Origin of the sequence: Novipirellula aureliae, from assembly GCF_007860185.1 — a bacterium.
GTDB classification, from domain to species: Bacteria; Planctomycetota; Planctomycetia; order Pirellulales; family Pirellulaceae; genus Novipirellula_A; species Novipirellula_A aureliae.
The window spans coordinates 1,263,539-1,279,774 of the sequence record NZ_SJPY01000001.1; the positions used below are offsets into that span (position 1 = coordinate 1,263,539).

General features: G+C 53.9%; 18 protein-coding genes. 10 read left to right on the top strand and 8 right to left on the bottom strand.

Features of this window, described 5'->3' with window-relative positions; translation table 11 throughout:
• Positions 1 to 17 precede the first annotated feature (17 nt).
• On the bottom strand, positions 18 to 1,151 hold the full coding sequence (locus Q31b_RS04785; RefSeq protein WP_146598459.1) for a c-type cytochrome: 1,134 nt from the start codon (positions 1,149 to 1,151) through the stop codon (positions 18 to 20).
• A gap of 305 nt (positions 1,152 to 1,456) precedes the next feature.
• Between Q31b_RS04785 and Q31b_RS27890 the strand changes: the two genes are divergently transcribed.
• The 3 genes from Q31b_RS27890 to Q31b_RS04790 all read left to right on the top strand — a co-directional run bounded on the left by Q31b_RS27890 (position 1,457) and on the right by Q31b_RS04790 (position 2,254).
• Positions 1,457 to 1,594, top strand: coding sequence for a hypothetical protein (locus Q31b_RS27890; protein ID WP_197170913.1), 138 nt, complete (start codon positions 1,457 to 1,459; stop codon positions 1,592 to 1,594).
• 159 nt (positions 1,595 to 1,753) lie between these two features.
• Positions 1,754 to 1,912 carry a hypothetical protein gene (locus Q31b_RS27895; protein WP_197170916.1) on the top strand — a complete coding sequence of 53 codons (159 nt, stop codon included), beginning with the start codon at positions 1,754 to 1,756 and terminating at the stop codon, positions 1,910 to 1,912.
• Between the two features lie 60 nt (positions 1,913 to 1,972).
• Positions 1,973 to 2,254 carry a hypothetical protein gene (locus Q31b_RS04790; protein WP_146598460.1) on the top strand — a complete coding sequence of 94 codons (282 nt, stop codon included), beginning with the start codon at positions 1,973 to 1,975 and terminating at the stop codon, positions 2,252 to 2,254.
• A gap of 31 nt (positions 2,255 to 2,285) precedes the next feature.
• Here the strand turns inward: Q31b_RS04790 and Q31b_RS04795 are convergent, their stop codons facing one another.
• The gene (locus Q31b_RS04795; RefSeq protein ID WP_146598461.1) at positions 2,286 to 3,086 is read right to left on the bottom strand and encodes a PEP-CTERM sorting domain-containing protein; all 801 of its coding nucleotides are present in this window, start codon (positions 3,084 to 3,086) and stop codon (positions 2,286 to 2,288) included.
• 438 nt (positions 3,087 to 3,524) lie between these two features.
• Between Q31b_RS04795 and Q31b_RS04800 the strand changes: the two genes are divergently transcribed.
• The 4 genes from Q31b_RS04800 to Q31b_RS04815 all read left to right on the top strand — a co-directional run bounded on the left by Q31b_RS04800 (position 3,525) and on the right by Q31b_RS04815 (position 10,559).
• Entirely contained in the window at positions 3,525 to 7,082 is a 3,558-nt protein-coding gene (locus Q31b_RS04800) for a molybdopterin-dependent oxidoreductase (RefSeq protein ID WP_146598462.1), read from the top strand.
• Positions 7,083 to 7,549: 467 nt separating this feature from the next.
• A complete protein-coding gene (locus tag Q31b_RS04805) occupies positions 7,550 to 8,677 on the top strand; it encodes a 4Fe-4S dicluster domain-containing protein (protein WP_146598770.1) in 1,128 nt (375 codons plus the stop codon).
• A gap of 95 nt (positions 8,678 to 8,772) precedes the next feature.
• On the top strand, positions 8,773 to 9,807 hold the full coding sequence (locus Q31b_RS04810; protein WP_146598463.1) for an ethylbenzene dehydrogenase-related protein: 1,035 nt from the start codon (positions 8,773 to 8,775) through the stop codon (positions 9,805 to 9,807).
• Complete coding sequence (locus Q31b_RS04815) at positions 9,804 to 10,559, top strand: molecular chaperone TorD family protein (RefSeq protein WP_146598464.1); 756 nt, start codon at positions 9,804 to 9,806, stop codon at positions 10,557 to 10,559. Before Q31b_RS04810 ends, Q31b_RS04815 begins: the two co-directional genes overlap by 4 nt.
• Before the next feature lie 260 nt (positions 10,560 to 10,819).
• Here the strand turns inward: Q31b_RS04815 and Q31b_RS04820 are convergent, their stop codons facing one another.
• Complete coding sequence (locus tag Q31b_RS04820; protein ID WP_146598465.1) at positions 10,820 to 11,011, bottom strand: DUF542 domain-containing protein; 192 nt, start codon at positions 11,009 to 11,011, stop codon at positions 10,820 to 10,822.
• Between the two features lie 273 nt (positions 11,012 to 11,284).
• Here Q31b_RS04820 and Q31b_RS04825 point away from each other — a divergent pair, with 273 nt between their 5' ends.
• The 3 genes from Q31b_RS04825 (at position 11,285) to Q31b_RS04835 (ending at position 12,880) form a co-directional block, all read left to right on the top strand.
• Entirely contained in the window at positions 11,285 to 11,653 is a 369-nt protein-coding gene (locus Q31b_RS04825; protein WP_146598466.1) for a putative zinc-binding protein, read from the top strand.
• 112 nt (positions 11,654 to 11,765) lie between these two features.
• Positions 11,766 to 12,335, top strand: coding sequence for a c-type heme family protein (locus Q31b_RS04830; RefSeq protein ID WP_231617303.1), 570 nt, complete (start codon positions 11,766 to 11,768; stop codon positions 12,333 to 12,335).
• A 2-nt stretch (positions 12,336 to 12,337) separates the two neighbouring features.
• On the top strand, positions 12,338 to 12,880 hold the full coding sequence (locus tag Q31b_RS04835; RefSeq protein ID WP_197170922.1) for a DUF309 domain-containing protein: 543 nt from the start codon (positions 12,338 to 12,340) through the stop codon (positions 12,878 to 12,880).
• A 56-nt stretch (positions 12,881 to 12,936) separates the two neighbouring features.
• Here Q31b_RS04835 and Q31b_RS04840 read toward each other — a convergent pair whose 3' ends face one another.
• The 5 genes from Q31b_RS04840 to Q31b_RS27905 are packed head-to-tail and all read right to left on the bottom strand — an operon-like array spanning position 12,937 to position 16,211.
• Complete coding sequence (locus tag Q31b_RS04840; protein WP_146598467.1) at positions 12,937 to 13,248, bottom strand: Rieske (2Fe-2S) protein; 312 nt, start codon at positions 13,246 to 13,248, stop codon at positions 12,937 to 12,939.
• A 14-nt stretch (positions 13,249 to 13,262) separates the two neighbouring features.
• Positions 13,263 to 13,925 carry a c-type cytochrome gene (locus tag Q31b_RS04845; RefSeq protein WP_146598468.1) on the bottom strand — a complete coding sequence of 221 codons (663 nt, stop codon included), beginning with the start codon at positions 13,923 to 13,925 and terminating at the stop codon, positions 13,263 to 13,265.
• Positions 13,922 to 14,542, bottom strand: coding sequence for a cbb3-type cytochrome c oxidase subunit II (locus tag Q31b_RS04850; protein WP_197170924.1), 621 nt, complete (start codon positions 14,540 to 14,542; stop codon positions 13,922 to 13,924). Before Q31b_RS04850 ends, Q31b_RS04845 begins: the two co-directional genes overlap by 4 nt.
• Positions 14,539 to 16,041, bottom strand: coding sequence for a cbb3-type cytochrome c oxidase subunit I (locus Q31b_RS04855; RefSeq protein ID WP_146598469.1), 1,503 nt, complete (start codon positions 16,039 to 16,041; stop codon positions 14,539 to 14,541). Before Q31b_RS04855 ends, Q31b_RS04850 begins: the two co-directional genes overlap by 4 nt.
• A complete protein-coding gene (locus tag Q31b_RS27905) occupies positions 16,041 to 16,211 on the bottom strand; it encodes a hypothetical protein (protein WP_231617304.1) in 171 nt (56 codons plus the stop codon). The genes Q31b_RS04855 and Q31b_RS27905 overlap by 1 nt, the downstream gene beginning before the upstream one ends.
• Between the last annotated feature and the right edge of the window lie 25 nt (positions 16,212 to 16,236).

Genomic DNA, 16,236 nt, shown 5'->3' on the forward strand with positions numbered 1-16,236 from the left:
GGAAGCCACAGCCACGACTACAAACGCATAAATCCGAACACAAACACAACCAACCACGCCCCGGTTGCCACGATCCAACCCCAGGCAGCAAAATCCCACCACGGCCGTTCGCCCGTCACGGAGTTCTCTTTCGCAGAACTACCCAGCAGCCTTCGCAACAACACATTGCTCGATGCGACCATCACTCCAAAAAGCAACAGCCCGTGAATCCCTGTCAGTCCAAGCGATAGCGACTGTAGCAGCAATTGACGCCGCAATTTACTTTGCAGTGCAAACGACTTCGCATCGCCAACATCACTGCGATTATCAAGATCAATCATCCCCGCTGGCGGCGCCGGTCCCGCGGGAACAACCCACTTCGCCAACGGAGCCGGCGGCGCATTCGGGTCTCCGGTTGCCGCCGCTGGCGCGCCACCTTTCTGCACTTCTCGAATGAACGCCACCAAATGAACAATTTTATCGTCGCCCAAGAATGGGTTGCCGCCACGAGCCGGCATGACCTTTTTTGATTGATTGTTTGGGTCGGTCGCCGCTCGGCCCAAACGAATCACACCCGCTACGGCGGCGTCATCGGCCGTCGCGATAAACTCGCTACCACGAAGCGATGGAGCGAGATTGGCGATCCCGTCACCGGTGGGCCCATGGCAAGTGATGCAGGTCGTCGAAAAGATCTTCTGGCCTTCTTCTGCGTTACCTTCCGTCGTCGCCACGGGAACCACCGCATCGAATGATCCAGCATCGCCCGTGTTTCGCTTCGAAACATCCATCACAATCGGCCCGGTCGCAAAAGCTCGAGCGAACAACACCGTATGGATGCCCAACGCGATCAAACCACAGCCAATCACGATCGAAAAATGGCTGTATAAAGCAGTCGCATTGGAATGCCGAAATGCGATCCGCGACCAATACAGATTCAAGACAGCCCAACTCATCGCCACCACGGAAATGATTGCCCAGCCACGATCCAATGCCCGGCCAACCACGTCGGCTTCCGCACCGGCATACGCGGAATAAACAACAACGAGCAACCCCAACAACGTGCAGAACAGCAACAGCAACGCGGCGATCGGCGCGAACAACCAATCGGTCATCGCAAGTCGACCGCTGGTGAAACCCGTCGTAGGGTCCGTGCTAGCTGCGCTGCCACTCATCAAATCCGACTCAATTCATACGATTTTGCAAAAGCCAAAACAGCGACCTTGTCGCTTGATTCACGATATGTTAGTCTTTAATTCGCTGTTGTGCAACAGGCCTTGCGAGATTTTTCGTGGCTGTGGCTTCCAGCCGCAGTTCTGGCTTTCGTTGCAACTCCAATGCACGTGCGGCAGCAAAACCGTTGCAAGCATGGCTTCCAGCCGCAGTTCTGGCTTTCCATGCACCCTCGCTGTTCATGCACTGCGGCTGGAAGCCACAGACACGATGAACGGGCCGAGGCCGAGCAAGAGAGACCATAAGAATGAACACAACCAACCGCAATTTAGTCATCGGGCTTGCTGGATTGATGATCCTGCTAATCAGCATCCTGATCTACTCGCAAGTCAACGCATCGCACAACTACGACCTCGGCAGCTTCCAGCAGCAAGCGGAACAGTAGCCTTGGCGTTAGCCACGGTTCATACAACCAATCACGGAACCGTGGCAAACGCCAAAACGGCCAATGATTATTTCGGGCTAGCGCCGTGAATGCCGTTGGACGCTTACATTTGGAACATGGATTCAGACGGCAGTTGACGCGAGCCAACAAACGGGGCTGATGAGGGAGTTACCCAAGGCTCCAGGCTCGTCGGATCAAGTGACGATCGATCACGATGTGGTCGTAGCGATCGGTTCGGACACGAGAGTTGAATTACATATTGCACGCAAACAACTGGCCATCAACAGCGCGAACCCGCAGGTGGGCTGCGGCATCTAAATCGGCACATTGCAGATCGACAATATCGACACGGATCGGAGGGACCTCGACTCCAACGGCGTGAGCACGATCCTCGATCGACAGCAGTGGGACGGAGGTCGTATGTCAGGGATTGACTGGACCACAGCGACTGGCGCTACATTCGACATCCGATCGTCGCAAACGAAAGAGTTCGGTGGTCATCTGGACAATGCCGGTATGGTCAACCAAACTGCGTCACATTCGACTCTTGGTAGCACATCGGTTGCAAACCTATCGACGTCAACATGGAAGTTGACTCGAGCCTCAACTTCGTTAACGCGTTGTCCGCTGATCGGGCAAGCGGCAAGAGCGGGTCATTGAATTGCAAATGCCAACACTGAGAACCCTGCCTTTACGAACGCCGCCGACGCCGCAACATTCCGATGGCTCCGACGCAAAGCAAAGCGGCCAGCGAAGCCGGTTCCGGAACCGAAGAAACCGTGATCGTGCGATCTTGGGAGGTGTACCAATAGAAAATTTCGCCCAACAGCCTTTGATCTCCGACCAAGTTTGATTCCAGCCCATCGGCTTGGACAACATTCGAGTAGCCGAACCGGAACTCCGTCTCGGTGAACCCTGGATCAAGTGTCACACTAAACCCATTATGCAGACCGCCATTTTCGAAGTTTGCATCAGCGTTTTGAGCGTTGAGATAGTACCTACTCAGATAACCGTCTGGATCAATCGTCGAAGCATCCAGCACAGGAAAGAAAGCTTGCCCTGACAACACGGTAGCGTCTTGTACCGGACTAACGATCAGAGGTGCCGACGCAATCGGAAAGCTGGTGGGCAGTGTCAGAAAGTCAAAATACAGCGTCTCGGACGGCTTATCAGCGAACTCGACGAAGATCTCCCACGTTCCCTCGACTGCCGTGACTAAGTCGGCGTAGGAACCGAAGGATCCCCCAAAGTTACCACCTGAAGGCGCAATGACCGCGACGCTTTGAACTTGTTCTGACGCGTCAAAATAATCATACGCACTCCAAGAGTAAAGCGTTCCACTTGGTTGCTCGCGTGCTGTGAGTTCAATGCTCACGGCCGCAGAAGCGCCGCGTGATTGAGCAACCATAAGCAATGCAACCATCGCCCACACGATAACCGACTTGATAGTAGGTGTTGTTTTGGTTGCCAGCGTTTTTTCAAAGTCAAGCACTCTATCTCCAAGGACCGGGGCACAAAAGTGGGGCTACACCTATGGCGCCCACGACGTCCCAATGTAACGCCTGCCAAACCCTCCGTACAGGGGAGAGCGGCAGGGGTAGAAGGGGAGGGGGCGGTTGAGTGCTCGCGCCCGCGTACCCCATCGTCGTTTGCTGGGCGACGATCGTTTGGTACATAACGACCGCGGAAGCACATTGCTGGGAATCGCGGTTCAATCGGTTTCCAATCACATTTTTTCTGCAAAAGTCGCTTGACGGACCATCTCGCTGTGCTCTAATCTCACTATTCACGAATTCCGTGTCTTGATTTCGTGTTTGCCGAATTGGCTTGGTCTTTCGTGGCTGTGGCTTCCAGCCGCAGTGATGTTGATAGCAGATCTGCGGCTGGAAGCCCCAGCCACGTTGAGTCCTGGGAACCGGAGAGGATCATCATGTCGGATTGTTTCGAGAACACTGGGCCTGATTACACTGGGCCTGATTACACTGGGCCTGATCACGCCGATCAAACGCAGCCCACTGCTGGCAAGGCGAGTCGCCGTGCGTTTCTGTTTCGATTGACTCTTGCCGGGGCTACCGCGGCGACGGTGAACCAATGGGCGCACGGGGCGGTTCAAAATATCGAGCCGTTGACGGTTGAGAATCCGCTGGGCAGCTACCCGAATCGCGATTGGGAACAACTCTATCGCGATCTCTATAAGTCGGACTCTTCGTTCGTCTTCTTGTGCGCCCCCAATGACACGCACAACTGTCTTCTAAACGCACACATCAAGAACGGTGTGGTGACGCGGATCAGCCCCACGTTTGGATTCTCGAAAGCGACCGACCTGCAAGGCAATCGGTCGAGTCAGCGTTGGGACCCACGCGTGTGCCAAAAAGGTCTGGCATTGGTTCGCCGCTTCTACGGTGACCGTCGCTGTAAGAAGCCAATGGTCCGCAAGGGGTTCAAGGAATGGGTGGACGCAGGTTTTCCTCGTGATCCGGAATCCGGTGCTGTTGACGCGGATCGCTACCTGAATCGTGGTCGGGATCCATGGATTCCCGTTTCTTGGGATGAGGCGTTCAAGTATTCCGCTCAAGCGATGACGAATATCGCGGAAACCTATTCGGGTGACGATGGGCAAAAGCGGTTGCTGGCACAAGGCTACGATCCGCTGATGGTCGAGGCGACCGATGGGGCTGGCACGCAAACGCTAAAATTCCGTGGCGGTATGGCTGCTCTTGGTGCGACTCGGATTTTCGCCCAGTACCGGATGGCCAATTCGATGGCACTGTTGGACCACAAGGTTCGCGGCGTTGAGCCGGATGACGCGATTGGCGGTCGCGGTTGGGACAACTATTCGTGGCATACCGATTTGCCGCCTGGACATCCGATGGTTACCGGTCAACAAACCGTCGACTTTGATCTTTGCAATGTTGAAAAATCCAACTTGATTCTCGTTTGGGGGATGAACTGGGTCTGCACCAAGATGCCCGACGCTCATTGGTTGACCGAAGCCCGAATGAAAGGCTCGAAAGTCGTCGTGATTGCGGCTGAGTATTCAGCGACGACGTGCAAAGCGGACGAGGCGTTCATCGTACGACCGGGAACGACGCCAGCTCTTGCACTCGGGTTGGCTCAAGTCGTGATGGAAGAAAACCTGTTCGACGAACAGTATGTGATGAGTCACACCGATTTGCCACTGCTTGTGCGGATGGACAACGGCAAGATGCTACAAGCCGCCGAGGTGTTCCCTGACTACAAGTCGGTGGAGCTAAGCAACGGGGTGGTGGTCACGAAGCCAGGGGAGAAATCGCCGAAGCCTTATGCACAGCCGTCACAGATCATGACGAGCGAGCGCCGCGAAGAGTGGGGCGACTATGTGTTGTGGGACTCGGCCAAGCAGGCTCCGGCGGGTACCAACCGTGACTTGGTCGGCAAGTTCTTTACCGAAACGGGTGTCAAGCCGACGTTGACGGGCACGTTTGATGTCAAGTTGGTCGATGGTTCAACAATCCAGTGCCGGACGGTTTACGATGTGACCAAGGAGATGTTGGACGGTTCGTATACACCTGAGAAAGTGGAGAAGTTGACGTGGGCTCCAGCGGATGCGATACGCTCGTTGGCGAAAGAGATTGCAGCAAACCCTGAGAAAACGTCGTTTTGCTTGGGGATGGGGCCGAACCAGTATTTCAATAGCGACCTGAAAGACCGTGCGGTGTTCCTGATCGCTGCGTTGACTCGCAATGTCGGGTTCGTTGGCGGCAACGTCGGCTCGTACGCAGGCAATTATCGAGCGGCGTTCTTTAGCGGACTTGGTCAATACATTGCCGAAAACCCGTTCGAACCGCAACTTGATTCAGCGAAGCCGGTAACCAACCTAAAGAAGTACTTTCGTGGCGAGTCGGTACATTACTTCAATCATGGGGACTCCATTCTGCGTTACGGAAAGGCCGTGTTGACTGGCAAAACACACATGCCGACGCCGTCGAAGTCGATTCACGTGTCGAACTCAAACTCGTTGATCGGGAACGCCAAGGGGCATTACGAGACCGTGATGAACACGATTCGCAAGGTCGAGTACATCGGCGTAAACGAATGGTGGTGGACGGCAAGTTGCGAGTACGCAGACGTGGTTTTCCCAGTCGATAGCTGGGCCGAGATGAAGTATCCGGATATGACAATCAGTGTCACGAATCCTTTTTTGTACATCTTCCCTGCCACGCCGCTGCCGCGCATCCATGACACTCGTGGCGATATCGAAGTGGCCGCTGGCTTGTGCAATGCGATTGGCGATTTGGTCGGCGAACCGCGAATGAAGGACTACTGGCAATTCATCCATGACGGCACTTCACGGCCTTACTTGCAACGTATCCTCGATCATTCGAACATGACACGCGGCTACAAGATCGAGAACCTCGAGGCGAAAGCGAACGATGGAATCCCTACGATCATGGAAACACGGACGTATCCGAAGATCGGCGGTTGGGAACAGTCCGTCGAAAGCAAGCCTTGGTACACTCGCACCGGACGCTTGGAATTTTATCGCGACGAACCCGAGTTCATCGACAGTGGCGAGAACATCATTGTGCATCGCGAACCGATCGACTCGACTCACTATGAACCGAATGTGATCGTGGCCGAGTCCCACCCGCTGCTGCGACCGAAGACGCCAGAGGACTACGGTGCGTTACGAGACGACTTGTCCGGTGATGCTCGCCAGGCACGGCATGTAATACGCTCAGTGGACGAACTATTGCAGACGGAGCATCCGCTAAAGAAATATGGTTACGAGTTCGTCTTCCACACGCCTAAGTATCGTCATGGTGCTCACACGACGCCGACGGATGTTGACATCATCGCGGTTTGGTTTGGCCCCTTCGGTGACATGAACCGCGAAGATCGCCGGATGCCGATGGTGGGTGAAATGTATATCGACATGCATCCGCTGGACGCGAAAGGATTGGGCATTGAAGAAGGCGATTATGTTTGGATCGACGCGGACCCAAAAGATCGTCCCTTCCATGGTTGGGAGAAGCGACCGGATGCTTATGAGGTGGCACGCTTGATGGCTCGTGCTCGGTACTACCCTGGGACACCTCGGGGAGTGACTCGCATGTGGCATAACGCTCATGGCGCTTCGTTTGGAACGGTGAAAGGACAGAAAGAGAATGCCAACGGGTTGGCTCAATCACCGACGACGAAGTACAAGGCATTGTTTCGACACGGCAGTCACCAGAGTTGTACTCGCGGGTTTATCAAGCCAACTTGGATGACCGACACATTGAACGTGAAAGAAATGTTGACGCAAGACATGGCGAAAGGATTTGTGCCAGACGTGCACTGTCCAACGGGCGCGCCGCGGGAAGCGATGGTGCGTATTACGAGAGCAGAACCAGGCGGCGTCGGCGGAAAAGGCTTGTGGCGTCCCGCATCGCTCGGCTTACGCCCAACGTACGAAAGCGATTTGCTCAAGCAGTTTATTGCGGGTGAATTTTGCAAGAAAGCTTAACGTGGCGGTGGCTTCTAGCCGCAGCGACTTTGAAATAACTCGTTTAACGCCATGCCGATAGGCGACCGGGTTTTGCGGCGTTCGCCTACGCCTGCGGCTCATCGTTAAACAAAGAAACTTCCGGCTGGGGCTAGAAGCCCCAGTCACGATGATTCCAACCAAGGAACCCACGACGATGGTCAAACGATTCAACTGGCATATCGGTCGCGAACAAGAATACCCCTACGACGCTCCGCCTTCAAAGCGTTTGCTCAAGCAGTTTATTGCGGGTGAATTTTGCAAGAAAGCTTAACGTGGCGGTGGCTTCTAGCCGCAGCGACTTTGACATAACTCGTTTAACGCCAAGCCGATAGGCGACCGGGTTTTGCGGCGTTCGCCTACGCCTGCGGCTCATCGTTAAACAAAGAAACTTCCGGCTGGGGCTAGAAGCCCCAGTCACGATGACTCCAACCAAGGAAACCACGACGATGGTCAAACGATTCAACTGGCATATCGGTCGCGAACAAGAATACCCCTACGACGCTCCGCCTCCAAAGAAGCAAGTCGCTTATGTCTTCGACACCAACAAGTGTATCGAGTGCCAAACCTGCACCGTTGCCTGCAAAACAGCCTGGACCAGCGGCAAGGGTGAAGAGACGATTTTCTGGAACAACGTCGAAACGAAACCGTACGGTGGCTACCCGCAAGGCTGGGATCATCGGCTGATGGACAAGTGCGGTCCCGCGACCTGGGACGGCAAGAAACTATACTCGATCACGATCTTTGAGAAAGACGGTGAAGGCACGCCTCCCGCTGGGCACATGCCATCCGAGCGTGACTACGCATCACCAAACCTGGGCGAAGATGAACTGTCGAAAATGATCGATCTCGGCTCTCACTTCGACGGCACGCACGAAGGATGGATGTTCTATCTGGCTCGAATTTGCAATCACTGCGACTCCCCCGCTTGCTTAGCGGCTTGCCCTCGTAAAGCCATCTACAAGAGAGAAGAAGACGGCATCGTATTGGTCGACCAAGAGCGGTGTCGTGGGTATCAGGAATGCGTGCAAGCGTGTCCGTATAAGAAAGTTTTTTACAACGTCATTAACCGAGCGAGTGAAAAATGCATTGGATGCTTTCCACGCGTCGAACAGGGTGATGTGGCGCTGTGCGTTGAGTCGTGCATCGGAAAGATTCGGTTGCATGGCTTTTTGACCACCCAAGAGAAACCGCGAGAAGACAACCCGCTGGACTACATCATCAAGATTCGCAAGTTAGCGTTGCCGTGTTATCCACAATTTGGAACGGGACCAAACGTGTTCTACATCCCTCCTGTGCATGTGCCTGATCCATTCTTGGAGCAGTTGTTTGGACCTGGGGTGGAAGAGGCTAAAGAGATGTACCGCAACTTGAAGGATGACAAACAGCTGCTAGGTGCGTTGATGTTGTTCGGAGCGAGTCCACGGATCATCGAGCGTTATGAAGTCCAAGGCGACGAAGCGGTCGGCTGGGACGTTGATGGAAAGGAGGTCGTGCGAGTGCCGTTTACCGAGCCAACGTACTACCGCAAACATTATGACGAAAAGAACGATGCGTATCGGCACAACACCGCGTGATTTGTTGTGACTGGGGCTTCGAGCTCCAGTTATTGTTGATTTACTGCGGCTAGAAGCCACAGCCACCCTCCTGAGCCCCCCTTTTTCAAAATATCATGAATCGCACTCAAGATAACAATCGCATGCTGATCGGCGTCATCGGTGGCGCGGTATTGATTCTGCTCACCATGATCGCGTCGCTGTTCATCGCCACTCGGCGGCCCGTCGTGGTGGTGGTCCCCTCCGCAGACGATGGCTCGCGCGCCGCATCGGCAACGGCTGCCGCATCGGCAAGCGGTGCGGTAGCGGCAAGCGGTGCGGTAGCGGCCACGACAGCTGCGGAAGATCCTCCGGCAGAAGTGAAGATCACAAAAGTCGACTTGGCCCCATCGATCGACAATCCACTCGACCCGTTCTGGGACAAGATCGCTGCTTCGGACGTTGCCATGCTGCCGCAGCAAGTCGCTCAACCGATGCTGGCGGCCGGCAGCGTTTCGTCAGTGAAAGTACAGGCGGTTCACGATGCAAACCGCTACGTCTGGCGTGTCAGCTGGGACAAGGCCGAGATTGCCGAGCGGAGTGATGTCGGCCAATTTTCCGACGCCGTCGCGATGCAGTTCCCGCTCACCGAGGGAGCTCCCTACACGATGGGCGGCCCCAAAATGCCGGTGCGAATGTTGCACTGGAAAGCAACCTGGCAAAAGGACATTGACGAAGGTTTTCAAGACTTGGCACAAATCCAACCAAACGCGGATGTCGACTTGTACTGGTTCTCCAAGGGCAAGAATCCCAACAGCGTAACCGAAGGTTTGAACAACCCCGAGGCCAGGCAATACATGGTCGCCGCAGCCGCGGGCAACCCGATGTCCGACTGGAATCGCAAAAGCCCGATTGAAGAATTGACTGCCCACGGCTTCGGTAGTGCCACGCATGTTGCTGACACCCCAAGTCAAGGCCGTGGGGCCTGGAAAGAGGGTCGCTGGTATGTAGTCATTGACCGACCTATCAATAGCACCGACCCGCTTGTTGTCCGGTTCAATGAGAACCCTCAACAGCAACTAATTGCCTTCGCCGTTTGGGATGGAACCGCCAACAATCGTGGTGGACGCAAGAATATTACCAATTGGGTACCTATGAGGATTGATCCGTGAAAATTGACTCTGTCAAACTTGCGGCGCAAGCCGACTTGGTACTAATAACGGTGGAGATGTTGCAGTCGCCATTGCTTGCCGACGCCGCTGAATCGCCTTGGTACGAATTACCCAGTCCGCTACTCGACGATTTATTGCAAGTTGCCCTCGGCCGTACAGCAGACAATCCGGAGGAACCCGCAAAACGCCCAAGTCCGCGAGCGGCGTTTGCGGATGTGGTTCGCTGTGGGCGTAAACTTGAGAAAAGTGCATGGTGCGATGAATATTCGCGATTGTTTGACGGTGCTGTCGCTTGCCCTTTGAACCAAGCATCGTACATCCGCCGAGACAAAGGCAAAATCCTCGGCGACTTGTGTGGATTCTACCGAGCGTTCGGATTCCAAAGCGGCTCAAAACACGGCGAACGCCCCGATCATCTACTTTGTCAACTCGAGTTTGTTGCGATGCTATTGGCACTCGCGTCAAGAGCACCCGATGAAGCGAGCTACGAGATCGTTACCGAAGCGCTTGGCAAGTACACCTGCGATCACGTTCACGATTGGTTGCCGGCGGCATGTTGGATGATGTGCGAAGAGACTCAGTTGGAGTACTTCGCCGCCGTCGCACAGTGGGTCACGGTTTTGTGGCATTCACTGACCGAGCTACACAACTGGCCAATCGATCCGTTACCCGAAGGCCATCTGAAACCGATCGTCGATCCCGAGGACCCCTACGAATGTGGGGCCCCAGATTTACATCAGATCCAAACCTAGTGCTGCGTCAATATCAACAATTAAGGTTGGTCGCAGTGGACGAGACCTTGACGCAACACGAGACTCCAACGAACGGTTTGTCACAGCATGATTTTAGGCTTGGCAAGATAGTGGCTGGGGCACCTTGCCCCAGTAAGCTGCAACTGGAAGCTGCAACTGAAACTGCGACTGGAAGCTACCCTAGTAAGCTGCGGCGGGAAGCCACGGCCACGAAAGGTTCTTACCCTCATTCTTCGTTGTGACAAAGCGTTCTTCTTCGATCACCTCCTGTCTTCGATCACCTCACGAAGCCGCTGCAAGACAGCTTCGACGTCAAGCCCATTTTGGAAGCAGACATACTCTAGCGACTTTCCCCCGCAGCTTACATCAAGCCCAAGTTCGCTAAACACTCCCGTCGTCTCGGGGTGCTCGATGATCCAATCGGGGATCGTTGTACTTTGATCGCAGTCCATGTTTGGATTGTAGCGAGTAGACCATGAGAAAAAAAGGACAAACATACACATTGACATGCAGGTTCGACATCTCTACATTCGGGTATCGAAACACAACACGTCTACCTGGACGGTGATTGGGGCACACTCGTGGTGTTGGCTCGTCGCCTGCCAGCACTCTGGGCGATCTATCGCTTGAGGTGACTTTCACAAGGGATCTAGACTTTCGCCGACTTCTGCCATGGGAAGAATCTTCGTGAATCGGCAAAAGCCTCGCTTCTGCAATACAAACCGATGCCCAACACAATTCCAATTCTGTTCGCCTGTTCCGGATGCTCCAACGCGGGCCAATTAGCCAATAGCATTGCGGTGGAACTCGATCGCAGAGGTGTCGCCGAGATGTCCTGTTTGGCTGGCGTCGGCGCTGCAAAACCATTGTTTCTGAAGAAGCTTAGCGAGCGTGAAGTGTGGGTGATCGACGGCTGTCCGATCCATTGCTCACTCGGCGTATTCGATCAGGTTCGAGAGCACGTTGATGTCCATATTCGGCTGTATGATTTTGGGATCAAGAAGAAAGCGGATGCACCAACCGGCGAAGACTTTGACGCATTGGTTGAAGAGGTGCTTCAGCACGTCGCCCGACAGAAGGTTGGCAGCCTTTAGGCGTGGTATCGCTGCAAACAGTGCACGACGAAAAAGCGCTCGTCTTGGCTCATCCGCTTCGTTTAAAAATAGATGTGCTGGCGAAGGAGTGTGCTGGCGAAGGAGAACTGTTTTGCGAGAATTCAATATGATTGGTTTGCGATGGGGATTGTGGGTATTTGTCAGTGGTGTTTCGCTATTCGCGATCAGCGAAGATCCGCCACAAAGTCCTGCCGTGGCCCCCAGTCCCCCAACTTCTCAAACAGAAGCCAAGGTTCGAGCGAGATTGTTATTCGAGACGATCAATGGATCGCTACAGGTAATGCACCGTGATTTTTTCGACGACGACAATGCCTTTGCGATTCCGTCACGGTCACTCGAAGATGTCTTCATCGAATTGAATAAGAGCCAAGGGGTGAAAGTCAAGTGGCTAACCGTCAACGCGGATACATTGAATATCGATCACGATGCAGAGACGGAGTTTGAACATGCGGCAGTCAAAACGTTGTCAACAGGAGAGAAAACCTATGAGTCCATCGACGAGAGCACATACCATTACGCCGGAGCAATTCAACTAAGGTCGGAGTGTTTGAAATGCCATGTGCGCCGGCGTAGCAGCAATGAGGCTCGAATCTCGGCACTGACCATTGCGATCCCTGTAACCGAAATGATTGAAACACCGAAAACTCAGGATCAGCATTGACGATGTATGATCCCGCGGGGCTGCCACCGATGCCATCACGCCGCACGACAACCCCGTTCCCAGCCTACAGCTATGTTCCCAACCAGTTCCCGCATCCAAGAAGCAATCCAGCAGGTCACAGCTTTGGTAAGCCGGAACCGAACGTGAATGCTGAGGACAAAACGGCGATACGAGAACTACACGACCGGGCGGTTGACTTATTCAATCATGGCTACTACTGGGAATCCCATGAAGCTTGGGAAGCGATCTGGCACGCCTTTGGCCGCACTTCACCAACCGCCGTCCTGTGCAAAGGGCTGATCAAACTAGCTGCCGCTGGCGTGAAGGCTCGTCAAAGGAGTTGGGCGGGAGTGGAGAGGCACGCAGCTCGCGCCAGTGAATTGCTTCGTGTAGCAGGTGACTCAAAGTGCCTTGATCCTGCAATCCGATTAGACGTATCCTTCACGGAACTGATTCAGCAATGCAGCATCTTGGTATCCCATCCTGATGGAGCGGTCCAAAGGAGAAACAGCAATGTTGTCCGTGTGATACCAATGGTGCTGTAGTGTGTTAAGGGAGACGGATTGGCATTCGAATCGGACAGGTTGCTGCGTGGGCGATGTCAATCGATATCGACCATCACATCATCGCCGTCGATTGTCACCGGATAGGTTTGTACGTCGCGAGTTCCCGGGGCACAGAGCAACTTCCCGGTGGGGATTTCAAACTCGGCTGCATGCCACGGACAAATCACGACACATCCCCGCACTGCACCTTCGCTAAGCGGTGCCCCCTGATGGGGACACGCATCATCGATCGCATAGAACACTCCGTCAATGTTAAAGAGAGCCAGTAGCAGACCGTCAGCGTCTACCAAGATTCCCCTGCCCGGCGGGACGGACGAAGTGGTCGCAACTTTGATTGGATTACTCATGGGCGCGTTCTCCACTACTCTAAATCGGATCGGGTCATGGCGTTTTTTCGAAACGAGTTTGAATCCCGTACCGACTTGATTACTTCGGGACTCACGCTCGAAGATTCGTTTCCCCAACTCGATCGGACATACGTCAGCACTGCAGCCAGCGAACGATCATCCAGGTGAGACCAGGGAGGCATCGTCCCATTGTACGGTTGGCCGGACACTTCGATCGGTCCCGTCAATCCATACAGCACAATTTTTGCTAAAACCTCTTCATCACCGTTCACGATATCGCTTCCCGCCAACGGCGGGAACTGATTCGCAACACCTTGTCCATTGGCTTGATGACACGCGGCACAATTGTTGTACACACGTTTGCCCATCAAAATCGGATCAATTTTTGTGGTTGGTTTATCAGTTGCTAAAAGGCTGGATGACGCATAGGCATTGGGACCTTCGTATCGGTCGACGGCAAAGTCGGCACTGAAACGGCCAAGATACCAACCACCCCACATCAGCAACGAAAACGATGCGAGTATGAGCCAGATGGGAATCGGCTGAGAACCTTCTCGAGGCTCCGTCTTTTCGCGGTACACGACCGCATGCATTTCTTCAACATCTGGCTCGGTACCATGTTCTTGTTCGTAAGCGTCGATCGATCGGAGATCACGTGGTTGGTCATGATTTTTCATTGCAGATCGTCAAGCGATAGTTCTTGTTTCAGTGACTTTAAGTAGGCGACCAGTTGCTTGGCCTCTTCGTTCGGAATGATCCACTTCGGAGATCCTTGCCCACCACCGGGAAGTTCAATCGCTCCGATATCGGGAACGGAATCCTGATCAGACTCGGTGAATAAAAACTTGAACGGCGGCATGACGGAACCTTTCGAGGTGATCTGTGGATCATACAGATGAAGAAAATGCCATTGCTCGCTTGGCTGCCGCATCCCAATGTTCGATAAATCAGGGCCCGTTCGCATTGTTCCCGTGAATGGAGGGCGTTGTAAAATGTAGTCAAGCGGAACGCTCCGTCGTTGCCCCCAACCGCGTTCTAAATCCGCACCGAATCCCTCGGGCCGCACCTGCTGGCTGTGACAATAGATACATCCCAGCCCACGGTACAAATCCCGACCCGGTTTCTCGCGCCAATCATCAAGCGGGCGAGGGTAGATAACCTTGCTGCCATCGGGCGTGGTCGCTTCGACCGCGACGAACGAATCCATCTGCCAATCTGGGATTAAGACCAAGCCAAATAACGATGCTGTAACGGTGGCCAGAGCGATCATAATGATCGCAGGAAAATGATTCACGACTGAACCTCAGCACGAGAAAAAGGAAGCCAGCGAAAGCGTGTCGTATTGAACAACGTCGGGACGGATGCGGAAGCACCGCGGTGACGCAACATCTTCCAAACCGAGATTGCAAAGGCAATATGCCCGACCGTCATCAACGTCCCCGCCACACTCCGCGACCAGAGATAGGGAATCGTTCGTGAAACGATCTCCAAAAATGGGATATCAGGATTGTTCATTGCGAATCCTTGTTCGATTCCCGCCCACGTCAAACCAACCCAATACATCGTCATCCCCATCGCGGTTCCCCAAAAGTGGACCTTGATCAACTTCGCACTCGGCCACTCACATTCCACTAATCGGGGCATCACATAGTACATCGAACCGAACGAGACCATCGTGAAGAAGGAGTAAACGCCCAAATGAGCGTGAGCGATCGTGTAGTGCGTGAAATGGGTCACTTCGTTGATCGCGCGGATGCTTTGCAGCGATCCTTGAAAACTAACGGCCGTATACGACATCGCTCCGAACACGATAAACCGCAGCGTTGGACTTGACTTCAACACATGGAAATTCCCCACCATCGTCATGTGGTGGTTGATCGCTACCGTGGTCACGGGAATGAACATCATCAAACTGCCAACGACGCCAACCGTCACAACCCAAACCGGAAGCGGGCCACCGATCAAATGATGAGTACCGGCCCAATTGTAAAAGATCGCCAGTGTCCAAAAACCAAGAATCGAAAAATGGTAACTATGAATCGGGCGGCCAATCACTTTGGGGATAAAGTAGTATGCCGAAGCCAAACCAATCGGGGTCAACCATAAGCCCAATACATTGTGCGCGAACCACCAATTCGTCGCCATCTTTGCGATACCCGTTGAAGCAGGCGTTTGAATGAGAATGGTGGCGCCGAGATAGAGGAACGGGAACCACATCGTCGATCCGAACAAATACCATAGCGAAATATACAGATGCTTGGTCTTTCGCGCCGCCAACATTTTCCATGCAGCAACGAAGATCACCAGGAACGCCATTGCAATGGGCGCTGCCGCCCAGGCGGGAAATTCCATCCATTCCACACCAGTGCTGTTCCCTCGCAGGATCTCGAATGTGCCCAGGGCGACGAGAAAATTCCAATAGAGAGCCATCAGGTAAAGTCCTTCTCGCCAGGCGAGCTGTGTCTTGCAAAGCCGAGCAAACAACCACAGCATGGTGCCAATCCCGCTCATGGATGCCCAGCCGTAGATCATCGTACTGAGATGCGCCGGACGAACACGTCCGAACGTCAGCCAAGCGGAATCCGCAAGAAACCCAGGCGTATGGAGCTTGATCGAAGAGACCAATGCCAACAACGACCCCAACAGCAGCCAAAAGACAGCGCTGCCATACCACAACAAAACGACCTGCCGACACGACTGATCGATCAGCCAACGCTCACTCGGCAGGACATCGACAACCTCAGGTTCGACCACCCCAAGCTCGGTTGTTTTCGTTGATGCTGTCTCATTCATTAAATTTTGCCGTCTTTGCAGTCTGTATTCTGAGGAAACGAATCGGTAACCTTCCCGATCGGCTCGTCCGCATCGAAAATCGACATCGCATCTCCTTTGATGTTGCTAAACTTTCCCGTCTGGATGGCCCAAACCAAAGCGACGAGGGAGCTGGTTCCTAGCACACCCATGAAAATCCAAATTGCAAAGATGACG